The sequence below is a fragment of the Methanospirillum hungatei genome (assembly GCF_019263745.1).
In the GTDB taxonomy this organism is placed as follows: domain Archaea; phylum Halobacteriota; class Methanomicrobia; order Methanomicrobiales; family Methanospirillaceae; genus Methanospirillum; species Methanospirillum purgamenti.
On record NZ_CP077107.1, the window covers coordinates 2,037,974 to 2,057,368 of the forward strand.

Annotated in this window: 18 protein-coding genes and 1 tRNA gene; 11 read left to right on the plus strand and 8 right to left on the minus strand. The window is 43.9% G+C overall.

What is annotated here, in order from left to right:
* Positions 1-5: 5 nt before the first annotated feature.
* The 4 genes from KSK55_RS09790 to KSK55_RS09805 are packed head-to-tail and all read left to right on the plus strand — an operon-like array spanning position 6 to position 3,132.
* Positions 6-929, plus strand: a complete 924-nt coding sequence (locus KSK55_RS09790; RefSeq protein WP_218606775.1) for a presenilin family intramembrane aspartyl protease PSH — start codon at positions 6-8, stop codon at positions 927-929.
* A gap of 15 nt (positions 930-944) precedes the next feature.
* Entirely contained in the window at positions 945-1,856 is a 912-nt protein-coding gene (locus KSK55_RS09795; protein WP_218606776.1) for an ABC transporter ATP-binding protein, read from the plus strand.
* Complete coding sequence (locus tag KSK55_RS09800; protein ID WP_256663976.1) at positions 1,853-2,641, plus strand: ABC transporter permease; 789 nt, start codon at positions 1,853-1,855, stop codon at positions 2,639-2,641. The genes KSK55_RS09795 and KSK55_RS09800 overlap by 4 nt, the downstream gene beginning before the upstream one ends.
* Positions 2,638-3,132 (plus strand): DUF6125 family protein, encoded by a 495-nt coding sequence (locus tag KSK55_RS09805; protein WP_218606777.1) that lies wholly within the window; start codon positions 2,638-2,640, stop codon positions 3,130-3,132. Before KSK55_RS09800 ends, KSK55_RS09805 begins: the two co-directional genes overlap by 4 nt.
* Before the next feature lie 13 nt (positions 3,133-3,145).
* On the opposite strand, the gene KSK55_RS09810 is transcribed toward KSK55_RS09805, so the two are convergent.
* The 3 genes from KSK55_RS09810 to KSK55_RS09820 all read right to left on the minus strand — a co-directional run bounded on the left by KSK55_RS09810 (position 3,146) and on the right by KSK55_RS09820 (position 7,590).
* The gene (locus KSK55_RS09810) at positions 3,146-4,315 is read right to left on the minus strand and encodes an aminotransferase-like domain-containing protein (RefSeq protein WP_218606778.1); all 1,170 of its coding nucleotides are present in this window, start codon (positions 4,313-4,315) and stop codon (positions 3,146-3,148) included.
* A 140-nt stretch (positions 4,316-4,455) separates the two neighbouring features.
* Positions 4,456-6,981 (minus strand): MEMAR_RS02690 family S-layer glycoprotein, encoded by a 2,526-nt coding sequence (locus KSK55_RS09815; RefSeq protein ID WP_218606779.1) that lies wholly within the window; start codon positions 6,979-6,981, stop codon positions 4,456-4,458.
* Between the two features lie 536 nt (positions 6,982-7,517).
* Positions 7,518-7,590: transfer RNA gene (locus KSK55_RS09820), tRNA-Thr, on the minus strand.
* Positions 7,591-7,673: 83 nt separating this feature from the next.
* Here KSK55_RS09820 and mmp10 point away from each other — a divergent pair.
* From mmp10 to KSK55_RS09855, 7 genes are all read left to right on the plus strand, one after another.
* Positions 7,674-8,900, plus strand: a complete 1,227-nt coding sequence (gene mmp10 / locus KSK55_RS09825) for a methyl coenzyme M reductase-arginine methyltransferase Mmp10 (protein ID WP_218606780.1) — start codon at positions 7,674-7,676, stop codon at positions 8,898-8,900.
* 188 nt (positions 8,901-9,088) lie between these two features.
* Entirely contained in the window at positions 9,089-9,547 is a 459-nt protein-coding gene (locus KSK55_RS09830) for a 30S ribosomal protein S15 (protein ID WP_214419806.1), read from the plus strand.
* Between the two features lie 13 nt (positions 9,548-9,560).
* Positions 9,561-10,787 carry a single-stranded-DNA-specific exonuclease RecJ gene (locus KSK55_RS09835; RefSeq protein WP_218606781.1) on the plus strand — a complete coding sequence of 409 codons (1,227 nt, stop codon included), beginning with the start codon at positions 9,561-9,563 and terminating at the stop codon, positions 10,785-10,787.
* On the plus strand, positions 10,784-11,047 hold the full coding sequence (locus KSK55_RS09840) for a KEOPS complex subunit Pcc1 (protein ID WP_218606782.1): 264 nt from the start codon (positions 10,784-10,786) through the stop codon (positions 11,045-11,047). The genes KSK55_RS09835 and KSK55_RS09840 overlap by 4 nt, the downstream gene beginning before the upstream one ends.
* A gap of 78 nt (positions 11,048-11,125) precedes the next feature.
* The gene (locus tag KSK55_RS09845; RefSeq protein ID WP_214419803.1) at positions 11,126-11,722 is read left to right on the plus strand and encodes a 30S ribosomal protein S3ae; all 597 of its coding nucleotides are present in this window, start codon (positions 11,126-11,128) and stop codon (positions 11,720-11,722) included.
* A 160-nt stretch (positions 11,723-11,882) separates the two neighbouring features.
* Positions 11,883-13,160, plus strand: coding sequence for a serine--tRNA ligase (serS, locus tag KSK55_RS09850; RefSeq protein WP_214419802.1), 1,278 nt, complete (start codon positions 11,883-11,885; stop codon positions 13,158-13,160).
* A gap of 105 nt (positions 13,161-13,265) precedes the next feature.
* A complete protein-coding gene (locus tag KSK55_RS09855) occupies positions 13,266-14,102 on the plus strand; it encodes a hypothetical protein (RefSeq protein ID WP_218606783.1) in 837 nt (278 codons plus the stop codon).
* Between the two features lie 92 nt (positions 14,103-14,194).
* On the opposite strand, the gene KSK55_RS09860 is transcribed toward KSK55_RS09855, so the two are convergent.
* The 5 genes from KSK55_RS09860 to KSK55_RS09880 all read right to left on the minus strand — a co-directional run bounded on the left by KSK55_RS09860 (position 14,195) and on the right by KSK55_RS09880 (position 19,385).
* A complete protein-coding gene (locus KSK55_RS09860) occupies positions 14,195-14,527 on the minus strand; it encodes a P-II family nitrogen regulator (protein WP_214419800.1) in 333 nt (110 codons plus the stop codon).
* A 12-nt stretch (positions 14,528-14,539) separates the two neighbouring features.
* A complete protein-coding gene (locus tag KSK55_RS09865) occupies positions 14,540-15,733 on the minus strand; it encodes an ammonium transporter (RefSeq protein WP_218606784.1) in 1,194 nt (397 codons plus the stop codon).
* 250 nt (positions 15,734-15,983) lie between these two features.
* Positions 15,984-18,086 (minus strand): DEAD/DEAH box helicase, encoded by a 2,103-nt coding sequence (locus tag KSK55_RS09870; protein WP_218606785.1) that lies wholly within the window; start codon positions 18,084-18,086, stop codon positions 15,984-15,986.
* Complete coding sequence (locus KSK55_RS09875) at positions 18,083-18,886, minus strand: DUF7839 domain-containing protein (RefSeq protein ID WP_218606786.1); 804 nt, start codon at positions 18,884-18,886, stop codon at positions 18,083-18,085. The genes KSK55_RS09870 and KSK55_RS09875 overlap by 4 nt, the downstream gene beginning before the upstream one ends.
* The gene (locus tag KSK55_RS09880) at positions 18,879-19,385 is read right to left on the minus strand and encodes an ArsR family transcriptional regulator (RefSeq protein ID WP_214419796.1); all 507 of its coding nucleotides are present in this window, start codon (positions 19,383-19,385) and stop codon (positions 18,879-18,881) included. Before KSK55_RS09880 ends, KSK55_RS09875 begins: the two co-directional genes overlap by 8 nt.
* Positions 19,386-19,395 lie beyond the last annotated feature (10 nt).

Sequence of the window (19,395 nt, forward strand, 5' to 3'; positions counted from 1 at the left end):
TTACCATGATTTCTAAGGAACTAATCCGGGAATTTTTTGCCCTGTTAGCTATGCCGGTAATGCTCCTTGCAGTTGGAGTTGGATCTGTGCTCCTCGCTGTTCCGATGACTGCATCAGGATATGCTGTTTTTGAAGACCCCCAGTCATTATCTAATCCGATATGGTTTATCGGAATGTTACTTGTGTTCACAGCGTTTCTCCTTATTCTAATCAAATACAAATTTAAGCGGATTATTGACTGGGTAATTCGGTTATCGCTCTTCATCGCATATATCTACGTCTTCTCTGGACTCCTTGGGCTCATTACCAACCTGGATTATGCCCTCATATTTGGGATAATAGGAGCAGCTCTTGCAACTCTCCTTTTATGGAAGTTTCCAGAATGGTATGTCGTCGATATTTTAGGTGTACTTCTCGCAGCAGGAATTGCATCCATGTTTGGTATATCTTTAGAGCCAGTGCCTGTCATTCTTTTACTGATTTTACTTGCTTTGTATGATGCGATATCAGTGTATAAGACAAAACACATGCTCACCCTTGCAAATGGAGTGATTGAAGGCAGGATGCCCATTATGGTGGTTGTTCCAAAAAAGGAGGGGTATTCCTTTATCAGAGACGGGGTAGGGGGATCGATCGATCCGGATAATTCTTCAGATCCACAGTCAAAACATGAGCGGGCTGCATATCTTATGGGGCTTGGTGATCTTATCATGCCGTCCATTCTGGTTACTTCTGCAGCAGTTTTTGTTCCTGGAGGAGGAATTGGTATTTTAAGCAACTCGGCAATCGGTGCACTTCTGGGATCTCTTGCCGGCCTATGTGTCCTTCTCTTTGCCGTAAAAACAGGAAAACCACAGGCTGGTCTTCCTCCATTAAATGGTGGAGCTATCCTGGGATTTCTGATTGGATGGTTTGTAATGACCTTGTAAAACAATTTACATCACATGACATCTACTGTAATTTTTGCTGATGGTCTCATAAAGCGCTATAAAGAACTCACTGCAGTTGATTCAATCTCCTTTTCAGTTTCAGAAGGGGAACTCTTTGGTTTTCTTGGACCTAACGGGGCAGGAAAAACTACCACGATGAAGATGGTTCAGTGTGTGTCACCTCGTACAGGAGGCAATTTACAGATATTTGGGATGGACCCGGACCTTTCTGGCAGGAATATTCGGAGGCGGATCGGAGTAGTCCCACAGGAGACAAATCTTGATCCTGATTTGAGTGTATGTGATAATCTTGTTGTCTATGCCCGATTTTTTGATATTCCACCAGGAGAAGCAGAGACCAGGGCAATGGAACTTCTGAGGTTTTTTGAACTTGAGACGAAAAAAGATACCATCATTGAAAAATTATCAGGTGGAATGAAAAGAAGGCTTCTGCTTGCCCGGGCTCTCATGAATCAGCCGGATCTTCTCATCCTTGATGAGCCAACAATAGGTCTTGATCCCCAGGCAAGACATCACATGTGGGAAATTCTCTATAAACTACGTGCTGATGGACATACCATTGTTCTTACTACTCATTATCTCGAGGAAGCAGCAAGGCTCTGTGACCGCCTTGTTATCATGGATCAAGGGAAAATTCTGACAGAGGGATCTCCGGAAGAACTAGTAAAACAGTACATTGGCATGGACATTGTTGAAACAGATAACATTCCGGAAGTAGTTTCATACCTCACCAGCCTCGGTATCTCGTATGAGACAGGAGGCGAGACAATTCAGATTAAAACTCAAAATCCGAGAAGAATTTCTGACGCATTATTAGACTCAGTTCAAGGAATACGGGTGATCACCAGACCAGGAACCCTTGAAGACGTTTTCCTCCTTCTTACCGGACGGAGGCTCCGCGAATGAAAAACTGCATGAAGTCCCCTTGGATCACCATTATCGGAGCATACCGGGTATGGATGCGAAATGCACTCGTGTTTCGAAAAAATATTCGAGTGAACCTTGTCCCTCCGTTTATTGAGCCACTTTTGTATCTAGGCGCAATAGGATTTGGAATCGGAGCATATATTACAGACATTGACGGTATGCCATATGTCAGGTTTATAGCACCGGCAATCCTTGCTGCTTCGGTAATGAATGCCTCTTTCTTTGAATGTGCGTATGGAACCTATGTCCGGATGTACTACCAAAAAACATTTGATGCAATTCTTGCAACACCAGTAACACTCAAAGAAGTAATTCTTGGGGAAATTTTATGGGGAGCGACAAGAGGGCTCATCTCTGCATTATCTATTAGCATAATTTTACTCATTCTCGGTCTTGCATCTCCGATTGGTATTATCCTTGCTCTCCCCCTGTCATTTCTAGCAGGGATTTTATTTTCTGGTATCGCAGCGTGTTTTTCATCAATATCCCCCTCAATTGATACAATATCCTACCCGGCAACCCTGTTTATTGCTCCTATGTTTCTTTTTTCAGGAACATTCTTTCCATTACACCTGCTTCCAGAAGCGGTCCAGATTTTTGCCCTCCTGTTCCTTCCGCTTACTCATGTGGTCAGCCTGATTCGGGGTCTTTTAACCGAAACTGCTAATCCACTCTGGCTTATTAACCTTTTATGGATAGGTGTTGGAATAATTGTCTTTTCATTTCTAGCAATCAGGTTATTTGAACGGAGGCTTATCGTATGAATCAAAATGTTGACAAAGGGCAGGAGTTGATAGATGCAGCAAAAAACTGGCTTGCAATTGACGGCCTATGGTTTTTAGCTATTGAAGAACGATATGGGCTTGAGACTGCTATTGCTTGTGACGCTGCTGTGTGGAAGGAATTTTCAAGGATAGAAGCAGATCGAATTATGAAACGTCTGAACCTGCCTGAAAATGGCGGACTTGAGGCACTGGAAATCGCTCTTCATAACCGGCTTTTCTCCCTTCTGAATTCATATGAAATACAAAAGCCGCGTGAGGGAATATTAGAATACTATACCATAACATGCCGGACACAGGCAGCACGAGACAGAAAAGAACTTCCTCTTTTTCCTTGCAAGGAGATCGGGATTATTGATTATGTCACATTTGCAAAAAGAATTGACAACCGGATACAAACCGAATGTATCTCATGCCCCCCTGATCCATCTTCCGGATCATATCATTGTGGATGGAGATTTACGCTTCCATAAAAAATGTGGGGGTTTATGATAATACCCGTGATAACCTCCGGACCCCTTCTTCTATCTGATCGCATGAAGAATTGGTAAAATTAAGCCGCAGGGTGTTGATACCTCCTCCATCAGTGTAGAAAGGAATACCAGGGAGTACTGCAACTTTTTCTTCGAGAGCTTTGTTAAAGATGTCAAGAGAATTGTAGCCTTCAGGGAGTGTAATCCATAAAAACATCCCCCCGTCAGGCACAGTGTAGGATATAGAATCAGGAAATTCCTGACGGATTGCCTTGACCATACAATCACACTGTGACCGGTATGTGTCAGTAATTTTTTTAATATATGAATCAATCGGGTACTCTGAAAGGTACCGATAGATTATCCGCTGCGCAAGAATGCTTGAATGTAGGTCAGTCGCCTGCTTTGCAGTAACCAATTGGGTCATCACTTTCTCTGGAGCACATATCCATCCCATCCTCATTCCAGGTGTTATGATTTTGGAAAATGAACCATTCATAACTACATGATCTGGAATACTTTTTTTCACCGGTTGATAATACTCGTCCCTGAAACGAATTTCTCCATATGCATCATCTTCAATAAAAACCCGATCGTGTTCGGAGATGATTTTCGCAATTTCTTTCCTTTTTTTATCAGACCAGGTAATTCCGGAAGGATTTTGAGAATTTGGTACGCCATATACAATCTTACAGGAATCCACTTCCATGCATCTTCGGATATCATTCAATACAGGCCCATCAGACTCGAGTTTAATAGGATGAAATTGAGGTTCGAACATTGAAAAAGCCTGTATAGCTCCAAGATAACCGGGTTCCTCTATTCCTACCGGGGTACCTTTATCAATGAAAACCTTCCCGCAAAGATCCAGGGATTGTTGGGATCCATGAGTAATAAGAATCTCTTCCGGGGTTACAGACAGACCATACCGACTATTGTAACGATTCGCAACCCATTCACGAAGTGGGTAATAACCTTCAGTGGTTGCATACTGAAGAGCGGCGGCACCTTCATCTGTGATAACATCTTTTGAAACCTGTGCCAACTCCTCTACTGGAAAAACTGATGGATTTGGAAGTCCTCCGGCAAAAGAGATAATATCCGGATGTTCAGTGACTTTCAGGATTTCACGTATAAAGGAACGGGGTGTTTTGCTCATCCGTTCAGCAAACAGGTAATCCATGATGCGTACATGTTTGTCTGAATCCTATATGACCTTCCTGCACAAGGGATAAGATCAAAACAAGGAACTGAATCAGATTATAATCAAATAAAAAAGAAACCCTGGAATTCCAGGGAAATCAGATGTTAAACCTGATTTATTTACGCAGTCTTGTTGACTGGTTCTTCAACAACAGGTGCTTCTACAGATGCGTTAACATCTGCAGTTGCGTTTGCTTCTGCTGCTTCAGTTGTGACTTCTACAACGGGTGCTTCTGTAACGACCGGTTCTGCTACTGCGACCGGTGCTGCTCCAGCTTCAACAACGTTGAAGAGTGAGGTCTCAACTACATCGGTGGTGACACCTGCGACACGGACAATGTACTCATCCGGCTTGAAGGTGCTTGCATCGACGGTAAAGCTCCACTTGTTCAGACCGTCAGTGCCCTGCTGGACCTTGACAGTTCCGGTTGCACCGTTGAACTCTCCACTCTGTGACTTGTCGGTCGGCTTGAATGAGGAAGAAGTTACCTCAACAAGGAGATCGTTGTCATCATACATGAGGTTGGTAGTACCGGAGATCTCAAACTTGGAACCTACAGCCTGCTCACCGATTGGGTTGATGGTAACCTTTGGCTCCTCTACGAGGAACTGCATCTTGGTGTAGATATCGTCAACCATTGCAGAGTCGATTGCTTTGACAAGTGCTTCTGCTGCATCGGTTCCCTGGAGTGCTCCTGCACCGCCGATTCTGAAAACTTCAGAGTCACGGGTTGGGTATGCACCAAGGATCTTCTGTGGCTCAAGCGCGTTGTCTGGGTAGACATCGAACTCATTGTTGTACATTGGGTGCTGGATAACTACGAAGTACTGTCCTGCATAGAGAGATGCGGTTTCTGCACCCTTGATTTCGTGCTCGAATGACATGTCATCGTTCACGGACTCAGTTGCGTAGAGAACCTTGTTCTTTCCGAGGATCCAGATTGCAATACCCTTGGACGGGTCGCCTTCTGCGGTACCACGGAGGTACATCTTGTCACCCTTTGCAACAACACTTGCGGAAGCGGTTGCCTGGATGTACGGTTTCTTGATCACGAGTGAGACAGTGTCGTACTGTGCGTCACTGAGGTGATCCTTGTCGCGCGGAGCGCTAACTGCGTAAACGGTGTAGGTACCTGCATCCATCTCAAGGTTGGCAGTCTGCCACTTGAACTCGTAGGTATCGTCATCCTGAACGTCAGCCTGGTCAAAGGATGCCGGCTGGTCGTTGTTGACTTCCTTACGTGGGGATTTCAGCATACCACCTACGTTCGGGAGGTTTGGACCGGTTATGAACAGATAGGTAACGTCAGTCTCGGAGTTAGTACCGGAGATCTTGACTTCCTCACCAAGGTAGTAGCTCTGGTCACCAGATGCGACGATGGTTACATCGCCCTTCTCTACCTTGACATCGACTTCATCAGACTTGTACTGGCTTCCGGATTTGCGTTCTACACGGATAGTGTACTTCTTGTCCTTGGTGTCTTTGGAGGTCTTCCACTCAACGGTTCTGGTTCCACTGGAATTGAGTTTTACAAGTGCGTAGAACTTGGTTCCGTGGAATTCGGGATCATCGGGGACATCCTGCTTGATGCTCTTCCCTGCTCCTCCCTCATACTGGTACTTACCGATTTCGTACGGTCCTGCGGCTGCGTCCTGCTTGACATCAGCCTGGGTGGACAGAATCATCGGTGGCTGGTCATCAGGCTGGCCGGTCATTGAGCCGGTTCCCTTTGCCCAGACGTAGTACTCAGCGTTCGGGACACCAGTGATGGTGACAGAGAATGGGTTGCCACGGACAACTGTGTCCTTGTTGGCTTCGATCTTCACCTGGTCGGTGGCGATCTGAACACTCTTTACTGCAGAGATAGTCTTACCGGTGTAATCTGAACCGTCAGGTGCAGTGTACTGGTCCTTCATACCGTTGGCGTTACACTCTGCCCAGACCGTGTAGGTACCTGCCTTGTACATGCGGTTACCATACTGATCCTCGGCTGCAGTGTTCCATCCATCGTTCGGTGCCGGCTCAGTGTGCTTGTTGTCTGGGGATACCCAGTACCAGAGCTGCTGGTTGACAGCAAGCTGGGTCAGCGAAATTTCCTTGCCGTTGTTGCCAACGAGGTTGGTGTAGACACCACCATCTGCACTCTTTACTTTGATCTTGAAAGGTGCATCTGCAGGCTGGAACCCTGGACGGGTGATGATGCTCTGCATGTTGGTCTCAACCACAAAGTTTCCGTAGTTGCCTACAGGAATAGCCTTGCCAGTTACATCTTCATCAACAGATCCATCCCAGACCTTCAGGTTGAGTGATGGTTCTTTGATGTTAAATGCGAGCGGGCCTTTTACGCTGCCGTTCCACTGATACCAGTTGCCGGTCTTTCCGACGAAGATATCAGGAGAAACATAAAATGACTGTGCGTTGGTAACCTGCTGGATATCTGCAGGCTGCTCAGTCTCAGTGTTGGTACCTGGCTGCCACCATGCAATCTGGCTGGCGCCTCCGGTTGCTGCAGAGACATCAAGCCCCTTCTCACCAAGGAAAACTTCTCCTCCGGCGGGGATCTTGTTGATTGCTGCAGTAGCGGGGAATGCCATGATTGCAAGTGCAACAAGCACCATCATGACAACTGCAAATCGTGCGTTCATTACATGTCCTCCGAATGAATTCAACCCATACCTGAGGCATCAGGCTATCTATCCTGATGAATACAGATATGGAATACTCCGAGAGTAACTCCGAAGTATCATTACTTAGTTGTCTGGTATATTTTATATTCTTGTGATCTGTTTTGGGATTGAAAATTAAAGAGACACTATAATTGAGACAGGAATTCGTTAATAATGCCTATTTTTTAAGAAATATGACCTATTTTACCCCTAATCCTTTGATCAGAGAAAGTATTTAATATATTGTGTAAAGACCTAAAACTCATATCTTTTTTTAATCAATTCTTTCAGCGCCATGAAAAAGTATCTCTGGAAGATTCCAATATTCCTTCATCACCTGCCCGCCTCACTCTGAAAATTAATTATTAACATTGAAAAAAGTTGTGAAAACTTATAGGTATATGTTTTTAAAAAAAATGTGAGAAGAAATAATATTCGGAAACTGACCGTTTCAAGATAAAAAAAAGCCTTTTTTTATGATAATTAAAAAAGTCAGATCTATAAAAAGAATGAAAAGCCTCAGCCGAGATTTGAACTCGGGACCTGTTGATTACAAGTCAACCGCTCTGCCAGCTAAGCCACTGAGGCGCGGAAACATGTAGTATTTTTCAACACATAAAGATACTGTTTGATCGGTTTCTTTTTCCACTTTTGGTACAGACCAATCTGGGATGGTACAGCTGACTGTGGATATCGGGGGCAGACCTGGCGTAGATTGCCGTGGATTTTGTTCATATTGTTATTTTAAGCATGCAAAGGAAGTTCCTGCCTTTGGATGCAAATACTGTCTTCCATTCACAAAAGGCTGTGATTACTGTACACGGAGTGTGCAGGAAAAATATTCGGGTTTTATTCCTCTCCGGGATGTCACAGAAAAAGTTTTGGCTGATCTTCAGGTGTTAAGTGGTGATCTTACCAGGATCACAATTTCCGGAGGTGGAGATCCAAGTTGTTATCCGGAATTTTCTGATCTCATCGAGCTTTTAGGAACACTAGAAGCGCCTCTCCATATTGGTTATACCAGTGGGAAAGGTTTTGATAATCCTGATATCGCAGATTTTCTCATAGAGAACGGACTGCAGGAGATTTCATTTACTGTATTCTCCCATAAACCGGAACTCCGCCGTTCATTTATGAACGATCCTACACCTGATGCTTCATTGGAAGTCCTTCTCCGGCTTGCCAAAGAGATCGATGTATACGCCGCGCTTGTGATACTTCCCGGCGTAAACGATGGAGATGCTCTCTATGATACAATCCGTTGGCTTGAACAGGCAGGAGTCAAAGGAACGATTTTAATGAGGTTTGCAAATGCTCCAGAGCAGGGTCTTATCCTCAATAATGCTCCTATCATATCAGATCAACCGGTTCATTCAATAGAGGAGTTCTCAAGGCTTGTCAGGAGTGTTAAAAAGATAACACACATGAGAATCTCCGGAACACCCTTATGTGATCCCGACCTTGAATCCCCATTTATTCTATTGAAAGAGAATAAGCTTCTGCAGACACTCCCAAAAGTCGCCAAACATGCAACAATCATCACTGGAAGCATCGCAGCCCCATATATCTCTCAAATAATTGAAAGCAGAGGGGGAAAAAAACTCGTAACACCAGTGAAGAAAGAAATTGCAGATCTCATAACTATTGATGATTTGAAGGAACTCAACCTTCACGAATTACCTGAAACAATAATCATACCAGGAAGATCCTTTGTCCATAACTCTGAAGCTGAAAGAATATTATCCGCTGACGGAGTCCAACGGACAATTATCCGCGGTCCTGACATGCTGACAGCTGATGGGGAAACGTCTATGGGCATGACTCGGGATGAAGTTCTCTCCCTGGAACTGGAAGGATTTCGAACACTCATAAACCTCATCAACCAATGGGGTTCCTGACAGTACCCTTATCATCTGTAAAGATTTACTATATACCGCACTTTTCATAGTGCTGGCAGACGCAAATCCGACGTGATTACAATCACTGCCCTCAATCCGGGGCTTTGGGATTGCAGAGAGTTAGCAGGTTATATTATCTGGCTCTTTTCTCTCTCAGGATTTTGCTCTGTTTACAGGAGGATATAGAAATGGCACGAATGCATGCCCGTAGAAGAGGTATTTCACGTTCAGTCAGACCCTACCGGACACAGGCACCGGAATGGTCCAATACTGACAAGGAAAGCATCATCAAGCAGATTGTCGACCTGCGAAGACAAGGAAGTTCAACCGCTGAAATTGGGCTTGTTATGCGTGACAAGTACGGAGTCCCCAGCGTAAAACTTGCCACAGGCAAGAAAATTACACAGATACTCCGTGAGAATGACCTTGGAACAGAAATTCCTGAGGATCTTCGCAACTTGATTCAGAGAGCACTCGGTATGAGAAAACACCTCTCTGAGAACAAACGTGATGTTCATAACAAACGCCAGCTCATGCTGACCGAGTCAAAAGTTCGCAGACTTGTAAAATATTACGTGAAAAGCAAAAAACTTCCAAAAGGCTGGGTTTACAAGCCAGATACAGCAGAAATTCTCCTGTCCAGATAATCCTGCGATTGATATGTCCATTGATACTGCTGCAAAAGATCTTGCAAATGAGTTATTAAGACAGAGATACGTTGAAGTGCTCTGTCACCATGATGCAGATGGTATTGCAGCAGGATCGATCATGGCAATGGCACTATACCGTGCCAGCATCCCATTCAGACTCCGGATAACCCATCGGTTATCTGAAAACGACCTCCCGAAAACAAAGCCTCTTTTATTATGTGATCTTGGATCAGGTCTTGCAGAACTGCCTGAGGATACTATGGTCATTGATCATCATCTGTCATTTTTTGAGGGGCCATACCATGTCAATCCAAGACTTGACGGAATCGATGGTGATAAGGATTTAAGTGCAGCAGGTGCTGCCTATCTTGTTGCAAATGCCCTGGGAGATAACAGAGATCTTGCAGGTCTCATCCTTCTTGGGATTATCGGGGACAATCAGACTCTTACCGGAAAAAACCAGGAAATTTACCGTGAAGCCCTTGGAAACGGGATAATCAGTAAAAAAAGAGGCTTTACTCTTCCTGGCAGAAATCCAGCCGAACAAATAGAGCTTGCAACAAAACCCTTTCTCAACGGATTGTCAGGATCAGAAGAAGAGTCTAAAAACCTGATCCAACAGGTTTCATCAGGAGATACCCTCCAGACAGATCTCCTCTGTTCACTCCTGGTTCTTCAGGCTTCAGAAATCTGCCAGACAGAAACGTTGAGTTCTATATGGGGAGATGTATGGGTATTAGAGCGTGAAGTTGTTGAACACGCACAGGATATGGCATTTGTTGTTGATTCATGTGGAAAAGCAGGTGCAGGGAGTACAGCGGTATCCCTTTGTCTGCGTTCATCTAAATTGACTGAAAAAGCCTTTGATGTAGCACGATCACATCGAAAGGCCTTGATTCATGAGATGAACCAGTTTCTTACCATACCGTCATCAGATGCCACCACACCTGTTTTATGTTCAAATCAACATCTCGCCAGTGATCTTGCTGACACAATCTTCTATAATATCCCTCTTTCATTCCCTGTCATTGTCGCAGTGAAGAAAGAGGATGGCAGTTGTTCCTGTTCCATCAGATCAAATCCAAAAAAGGGAATAAATCTAGGAGAGGTAGTCCATGACATCGCTCTGGAATTTGGTGGTCATGGTGGAGGTCATCAGAGTCGGGCTGGAGCAACATTCGACTGTGAACATCTGGATAAATTCGTTTCAGGAATAGCAGAGGTTTGTGGGTCATGAAGATTGAAGGTATAATAAAGACCTGCCATGCACAGTCAGAATGTATTGCCGGATCGGTTGCAGCAGATAATCTGTCGGAGATGTCAACGACTGCAGAAGGTAATTATGTTATTACCCGATTCTGTAGCACAAAAACCAGATCTGTTATCGCTTCAATGGACGATTACCTCATGAATATCATCGTAGCTGAAGAAGTATGTGAAAGCCCTGCGCAAACTGGGAAAATTTCAGGAGAAAAGGGCATTATAAATCCGGATTGAGACAAAAGCCGGTTCATAATTAATTCATCAATAGAGGAAGTCAGAACATATGCATCATTATGTAAAAAGGTGTGAATAATGGCAGCGAAAAAACCAACTGGAAGAAGAGTTGACGGATGGAAAGCAAAATCCTGGTACAAAGTATATAGCCCTGACAATGTAGGGAAAGTATACCTTGGGGACACTGTGGCTGATGATCCTGGCAAACTGATTGGCCGGGTAATGCATGCACCACTTTCAGAACTAGTAAATGATTATACAAAGCAGAACGTGAAGATGAAATTCGCAATTACGAATGTTGCAGGTGATGCCGCATACACATCATTCATCGGTCATGAACTTGCGCGTGATTTCATCAGATCACTGGTAAAACGCCGGACCTCAAGAATTGACTGCGTGGTAAATTTTGTCACAAAGGATGGATGCAAAGTACGTGCAACAGTCACATGCTTTACCCTTACTCGTGCAGATCAGAGCCAGCAGCACGAAATTCGGAGAATACTTACCGAAGATGTTCTGGTATTTGGTAAAGAAAATGAGTTAGGTGTATTTGTAAACAATATCATTAATGGGGACCTTGCAAAGGAACTCTTTAAGAAAGTAAAAGAGCTTCATCCAGTCCGCCGTGTAGAAGTAATAAAGACGAAAGTAGAACTACCGAAAAGTTCTGCATAATCTTTTTTTCAATCATTTGCAGCAAATCTACGATAGGAACCTTATTTCGTTGCATATAGTACCCATTCATAGATCTGTGATCATGGTGATGTATGGGTAAAACCAATGGTAATGGCAATCCTAACCTTTATGGCATTTTCGAAGGATCCAGGTGTACTCAATGCTAGATATACGATTCATTCGCGCTAATCCTGATATCGTGAAAGCAGATCTCAGGAAAAGAAATGATTTAGATAAAATAACTTGGGTTGATGACCTGATAGCGCAGGATATTCGTCACCGTGAACTTATTGGGCTAACGAATGAACTGCGTCATAGAAGAAATTCTATCTCCTATGATATTAACCGGGCAAAAAAGGCTGGAGAAGATGCACGTTCACTCATCACCGAAGCAGCAAATCTGCCAAAACGCATTAAAGAAAATGAAGCTGAAATGGAAGAGATATCAGCAAAAATCCGGAATTATCTGATGCGGCTGCCGAACATCCTTCATGAGAGTGTCCCTGTTGGAAAAGATGATTCAGCAAATGTTGAAGTAACGAAAGTAGGCACTCCACGAAATTTTGATTTCGACCTGAAAAATCATGGACAGCTTGCAGCAGATAATAATTGGGCAGACTTTGAACGGGCAACAAAAACCTCGGGTGCCGGATTTTACTTCCTGAAAGGAAACCTGGTGTTGCTCGATCTCGCTCTTCAGCGCTTTTCCCTTGATCTTCTGATGGAGAAAGGATACATTCCGGTTATCCCTCCGTACATGATCAACCGAAAATCTTACGAGGAAGTTACAGATCTTGACGATTTTGAAAAGGTCATGTATAAAATTGAGGATGATGATGCATACCTGATTGCTACCAGCGAACATCCTATGGCTGCAATGTACCAGGATGAAATATTTGAAGAAAAGGATCTTCCTCTCAAACTTGCTGGACTATCCCCCTGTTTTAGAAGAGAGATTGGATCACATGGATTGGATACCAAAGGTCTTTTCCGCGTCCATCAGTTCCATAAGGTAGAACAATTTGTTTACTGCCATCCGGATGATTCCTGGACAATACACGAAGAACTCCGGGAGAATGCAGAAGAAATATTCCAAAAACTCGAGATACCATATCGTCTGGTAAACATCTGTACTGGAGATATTGGAACTGTTGCAGCGAAAAAATATGACATCGAGGCCTGGATGCCAAGAGAGAATGAATATCGGGAAGTTGTTTCATGTTCCAACTGTACGACGTATCAAGCAGTCAGGCTGAACATAAAGGTAAGAGATAAGGAAGATTTTGAGTCCAAACAATATGTTCATACTCTCAACTCGACAGCAATTGCTACATCTCGGGCAATGCGGGCAATTCTTGAAAATAATCAGCAGGAAGATGGATCCGTGTTAATACCAAAGGTATTACGGCCGTATATCCATAATAAGGAATTTCTCTGATACTTGAATGAAATTTTCATAAAATATCCATTTTTATATAGGTATCATGCAGGTTAAACCGGCAGCTCTTTTTTTTCTTACTTCTAATTCTTTCTGGCCTGCAATATGAAAATTACAGAAATGCTGGAACTTGAAGAAATCTCTCTCATAGAACCGATGTTTTCTGACCTCGTATACCCGGATATGGATGAATTTATGGTGCAGAGACCTGGAACATCTGGAAAAATCCTGGTTGATGAAGATGAAAGACCGGTAATTTTTGCTCAAAAAGATGAGAATGATGGGTGGATAGGATGTTGCACCCTCCTGAGAGAACCCTCTTTATCTCTCATTGAACATTTTGAGCAGTTTGATTGTGACATGTACCAGGAAGATAACGAAATTGCCCAAGATGCGATAAGGAATTATTTTAGTACAATTTTATGCAGTTCTGTTCAACCCGGACCAAATGATCTGAATCCTGCCAGGGTACATAGTATTGAATCATTACTGAAAAAAACCATAGGAACAGATTCACACCAGACCGGTCTTGACTGTTGTTGCGGAACCGGGGTCGGTGCAATGGTTATGGAACAATATGGGATGCATCCCCTTGCTTTCGACAATGATGAATCTCTTCTGGTCAGGGGGATGATGGAAAAAAGATTACGACCTGAACGGATTATGTGGATAGATGGCAGGATGATTTCCCACTATCTTACAAAAAAGGTTTCAATTGCCTGTGGTTTCATGATAGGAGAGATTCATTCATTTAATGCACACATATGGCAGGAGATAATTTCTGCAACATGCTTGGTTTCTGATAACATCTTATTCACTACCGGAACTGAACCTGAAATAAATCTGATAAAAGAATGGGTTTTAAATTCTGGAAAAAAAGCGGAGATATTTGAATCAGATTCTGATCCGATTTATGATAGATGGGTATGTTATTCAGAGTAAAAGAGGATAATCAAAAATCCTGTACAACCTCTAAGGGAAGATGGGGGGTGTCATAATCACTGACAATCCCCCGTTCATTCATTTAATATCGTTTATTCCCGAATTACTTCTCCGGTCCTGATTTTAATAGATTCTTCAATGGGGAGAACAAAAATTCTGCCATCACCAATCTTTCCAGTATAAGCTCCTTTTTTAACAGCTTCAATAACCTGTGGGACTTTTTCAGCTTTTACTACAATCTCCATCTCAATTTTGGGAATAAGATCAACTTCTATCGTTCCTCCACGATATTGCAGGCTAATTCCTTTTTGTTCTCCACGACCCTGCACTTCAGTAATTGTCATGCCGAAAAATCCAGCCTCTTCTAAGGCAGATTTTACCGCATCCAGTCTTTCTGGTTTGATGATAGCTTTTACGAGTTTCATAATTCAACCACCTTATGAGCGGGCCCGTTCTCCATGCTGGGAGATGTCAAGTCCCACATATTCTTCATCTTCTGATACACGCAGTCCGATTGTTTTGTCGATGACAAGTGCCAGAATATAGGTCACTACAAAGGCATATGCCGCAGCAATGAGTGCATCTACTGTGTTGATGCCAAACTGGTATACATTACCAGCGAGAAGACCACTCTTTCCAACACTTGCGAATATTCCAGTTGCGATTGCACCCCACAGACCACCAACACCGTGGATGGCCCATGCATCAAGACTCTCATCAAATCCTCTCTTAAGGCGCCAAAGCAGAGCACTATAACATATCAGACCTGCAACAGCACCGATAATCAGGGCTGCCGGAACATCAACAAATCCAGCTGCAGGAGTAATTCCGACCAACCCTGCAATAGCTCCAGATACCATTCCAACCGAACTTGGTTTACCACGAATGCTGCTTGCAAGAAGCCACGTAAGCGCTCCGGCTGCAGCGGCAGTGTTTGTTACCATAAAGGCATTTGAAGCCAGACCATCGGCAGCAATTGCACTTCCGGCATTAAATCCGAACCATCCAAACCAGAGTAACGCTGCACCGAGCAGAGTCATCGGAATGTTATGAGGTTCCATCGAACTTTCTCCAAAGCCCATCCGCTTTCCAATCACCAGGGCAATTGCCAGAGCACCAAATCCTGAACTGATATGAACAACTGTTCCTCCTGCAAAGTCCAGAGCTCCAAGGGAAGCTGCCCAGCCACCACCCCAGGCCCAGTGTGCCAGGGGATCATAGACAAGTGTGGTCCAAAGTAATCCGAACAATACAAATGCTGACAGACGAATCCGTTCAGCTACACCAGATGTCAGGATTGCCAGTGTAAGGGCAGCAAAGACCAGTTGGAACGCAGCAAACAGGATATCCGGTATAGGAAGATTTGTTGCTTCCATCCCAATCCCAGCCAGTCCAATATAATCAAGGCCACCTATGAATCCTCCAATATCAGAGCCAAATGCGAGTGAATATCCGCAAAAGACCCACTGTACACTCACGAGAGCATAACAGAGGAACGCTAACGCCACCATTGAGATGACATTTTTCCTCCGTACCAAACCTCCATAGAACAGCCCGACCCCCGGAGTCATGAGCATGACCAGGCAGGTAGAGGCAAGTATCCACGCAGTTGCACCACTATCTAGCGTCATTTTCTAATCACCTGATTGATCACCAGTATTGCTGATCCTGTATCTACCTGATTAGAGGCTTTCGCCTGATAAATTATCCACAGGCGACTGATACTTTCAGCCTTCCCCAGTGGGTCTCATCCACATGGGTAGTAAGAAGTTATCTTCTACCATATATAAAATTAACTATAGTGCGAAAAATAACCGACAACTCAATAAAGAATAACTATGATATTAAAAATTAAAATTCCTAAAAAATCAAATTATAATATTATTTTCGCTTTACCCTTCTTCCCCGGCGCTTTTTCTTTTTCTTGGAAGTATCGTCTTCCAGATTATTTTTATGCTTTTTATCTTTGGCTGCTTCTTCATCAGTTGCGCACTCGAGATCGGCCAGAATATCCAGAGGATCTTTCATATCATTTACCAGCCGGATGATGCGTGATAACCTCTCAACACCAATGAAATGCTCAGCCATCACTCGTGCAAGGGGCGTGAGACGGATATCTCCATTCTCCTTATAGACAAAATTTTTGTCAAGCAAAAGTTCTTCAACAGGTTCAGATTCACCAACCAGGTTTCCCTCAATTTTATCTATTGCACTCTGACTGCCTTTCGAGATAACCGCATTAGCTACATAGAGCTCAGAACTCTGTTCCAGAGTGTATTGAGGAGCGACTTCACCCATTTCCCCTTTCAAAAGACCCATTGCAACTTCTTCTTCAGTAAGTCGGGACCCCCTTATATAACTGGCTCCGGGCTCTGCAAGAAGTACAACCTTTCCAAGGTCATGAAAATCAGGTCTTCCGGCTCGACCTGACATCTGCTGAAATTCCTGAACGGTAAGCCATTCTATCCCCATCGCCAAGGAATCAAAAATTACCTGGGATGCTGGAAAATCCACACCCGCTGCAAGTGCTGCAGTTGTAACGACGGCACGAAGTTGTCCTTTTTCGAACTTTTCTTCAACCAGACGTCGTTCTGACTGAGTAAGACCGGCATGATATGGCGCAACACCATCACCAATCTTCTCAGCAATAATATGACACCGGGCCCGGGAATTGGTGAATATTATAGTCTGTCCATGGTAGCCCTTATCAGATATTCGATTATACTCTTCTGCAACTAAGGTCCGTTCGGTTGGAAGCTTCTGTTCTCGTTCAGAAAAGATCAGATAGCGTTCGAGAGTTACAGGACGATCATCATACCTGACAAGTTTAGAATTTAACTTGCCTGCAAGTAATTTCGGATGTCCAATCGTCGCGCTCAGATACAAGAACTGAGCTTTTGGTGAAGAATATTTCATGCGGGCTATTAAACCATCGACCCGGTGACCACGGTCGCGATCCTCAAGCATCTGCACTTCATCGATAACAACCGTCCCAACATTGGTAAAGGACTCGCCGAGGCGCATGAGATGATCCACACCCTCATATGTAGCAACAATAATTCCACCATCCCGGTTCCTGTTGGCAGCTCTCCGGTTTTCCTTAACAGCTATGCGACTTGTACCGGTAATAATAGATACATCGGTTAAATGCCCGTATTTTTGAGAGAAACGTTCATATTTTTGATATGCAAGGGCAACCAGAGGGACCAGGAAAAGAACGCGACTTCGTCTTTCCAAATAATTTTTTAGACCGGCCATCTCACCGATGAATGTCTTACCACTCGCGGTTGCAGAAACAACAAGCAGGTCTTTTCCATATAAGAGTCCGGCTTCTACAGCCAGTTGTTGAACTGGCATAAGTGATTCAACACCACAGGCAGTCACAAACTCATGGGGAAATGGTAGTTCCTCAATCCTACTGGTCTGCACTACAGGGTGAGCTTCAAGGCGGTCATACATTGTATGTCCAACCGTTAGCCGGTCTGGTTCAATCGTCGCTAAAACTCTGTCAACACTTCGGTACTTTTCTAAAAGTTCGTCTAAATGAGAGAGTGCAGATCGGCCAAGACGGCCCATGTGAACCAGTTCTCTACGAAGCTCTTTCCTCGCACAGTCCATACAAATCTGCTCATTTTCCCCAAATCCTACAGTATTTTTTTTATCAAGTTCCGTTATCCGGTCATCCATCAGACAAAATCTGCATAATGAGACAAAGGCAAATGAAATCTGAAGATCCTGCAGGAATGACTCAAATGGTTTATCTCGTCCAGTCAGGTAAACCCGAGCCCGTCGTAAATGGGTAATGAGATCCTTGCTGGGAGTGTTGCGATACCCACCACTTTTTGTGTGCCTGATCCGGTACTTTACTGGTCTGATCCCTTTTGGGGTATCAACAAGTTCAAGCATCCCGGTAATCCGGATGTGATGAGTGTCAATATATAAAATCCGGTAATATTTTTTTGTCGGCTGAATTATCGCCTTCATGAAGACACCAGGTCATGGATCTCATACGTGAGATCCGCCTGTTCAAGCTGTTTCAAAAAGTCTGTAAAAAATTCATCAACAATTACAATAGCACACGGAATTCCATGAAGAGCTGCCTCAACCGCTCCTTCCCGTGAACCATAATATAGATCCGGAACTCTGTCAATTTTTTTCAGGGATACCCATGCTTCAAGACCAACACAAGCAACAACTGTCACCCTGTTGATAACCTCTTTCAGAGCATCTAATCTGACCTTGCGTGAACCACCCCGTTCTACCCTTGGAACCTTACATACAAAAACAGTTGATTCACGATGGGTGATGATTCCTTCAAGACCAGATACCCCGGCGTCCTCACCCTTAGGAGTGTCGGACACTACCATACCATTTGCTGACTGTGGTTGTTTTGAGGCATACAACAGACCATTTTTCATGTATACCCCAACAGAATCTCCTATTGTCAGATTTTCAGCAGCAATGGCTGTCCATACAGAGACCTGCTTAATTACATCATTTCTTATGTGGCGTGCATATGATTCAAGAACCTCAGCATGATGCAGAATCCATTCAACACCCTCCCTTGTGACTTCATATCTACCTCGCCCGGGTGCTTTTAGCATTCCCTCATCTGTTAATTCCCGTACATAATCGGAAATAGCCTGAGGGGTGACGCCTAGACCTGCTGCAATCTCCTGTTGTCGTATTGCAGGCTGATGGGCTGCGATATCTACCAAGATTTGAAACCTGGTGACATCACGCTTATTTTTCAGGATGGTGTATCCTGGATCATTTTCATTCATTCAAAACGACCAGTCCCTGACCTTTCACATCAAGATGTGGAATTCTCTTTGCAATTCCTTTAATAAACACTGGTGATACTCCGAACTTTCTGGCAATATCACTAATCGAACTATTCCCTCTGGATAATTCAGCTTCCACACTGTCACCTTTCATCCTGAGATCATCCCCGTTCGTAAATGCGATGGCAAGAAGATCCCCAAGATCTGAAAAGTTACACTGGAAGTTAGCACGGACCTTACTATAATTAGCCCGGTATTCCTTCTCCGGTTTTTTCCCTGGTTCGGGCATTCTCCATTTCTCCTCAATGAGATTCCCTTTTCGAAGAAGAAGTAGCCCATCTCTGACATATTCTGCTCCGACAACGTCACTCAGCTCCGTTGGGGTCATCCAATTTTTATTCAGGAGTTCGAGAATTTTCTTATAATGGGTATTATTAAATACCACGAAAAGGGGAACCAGTTCTACCGGATCATTCACAATCCGCACATGACCCGTCAATTCAAAACCC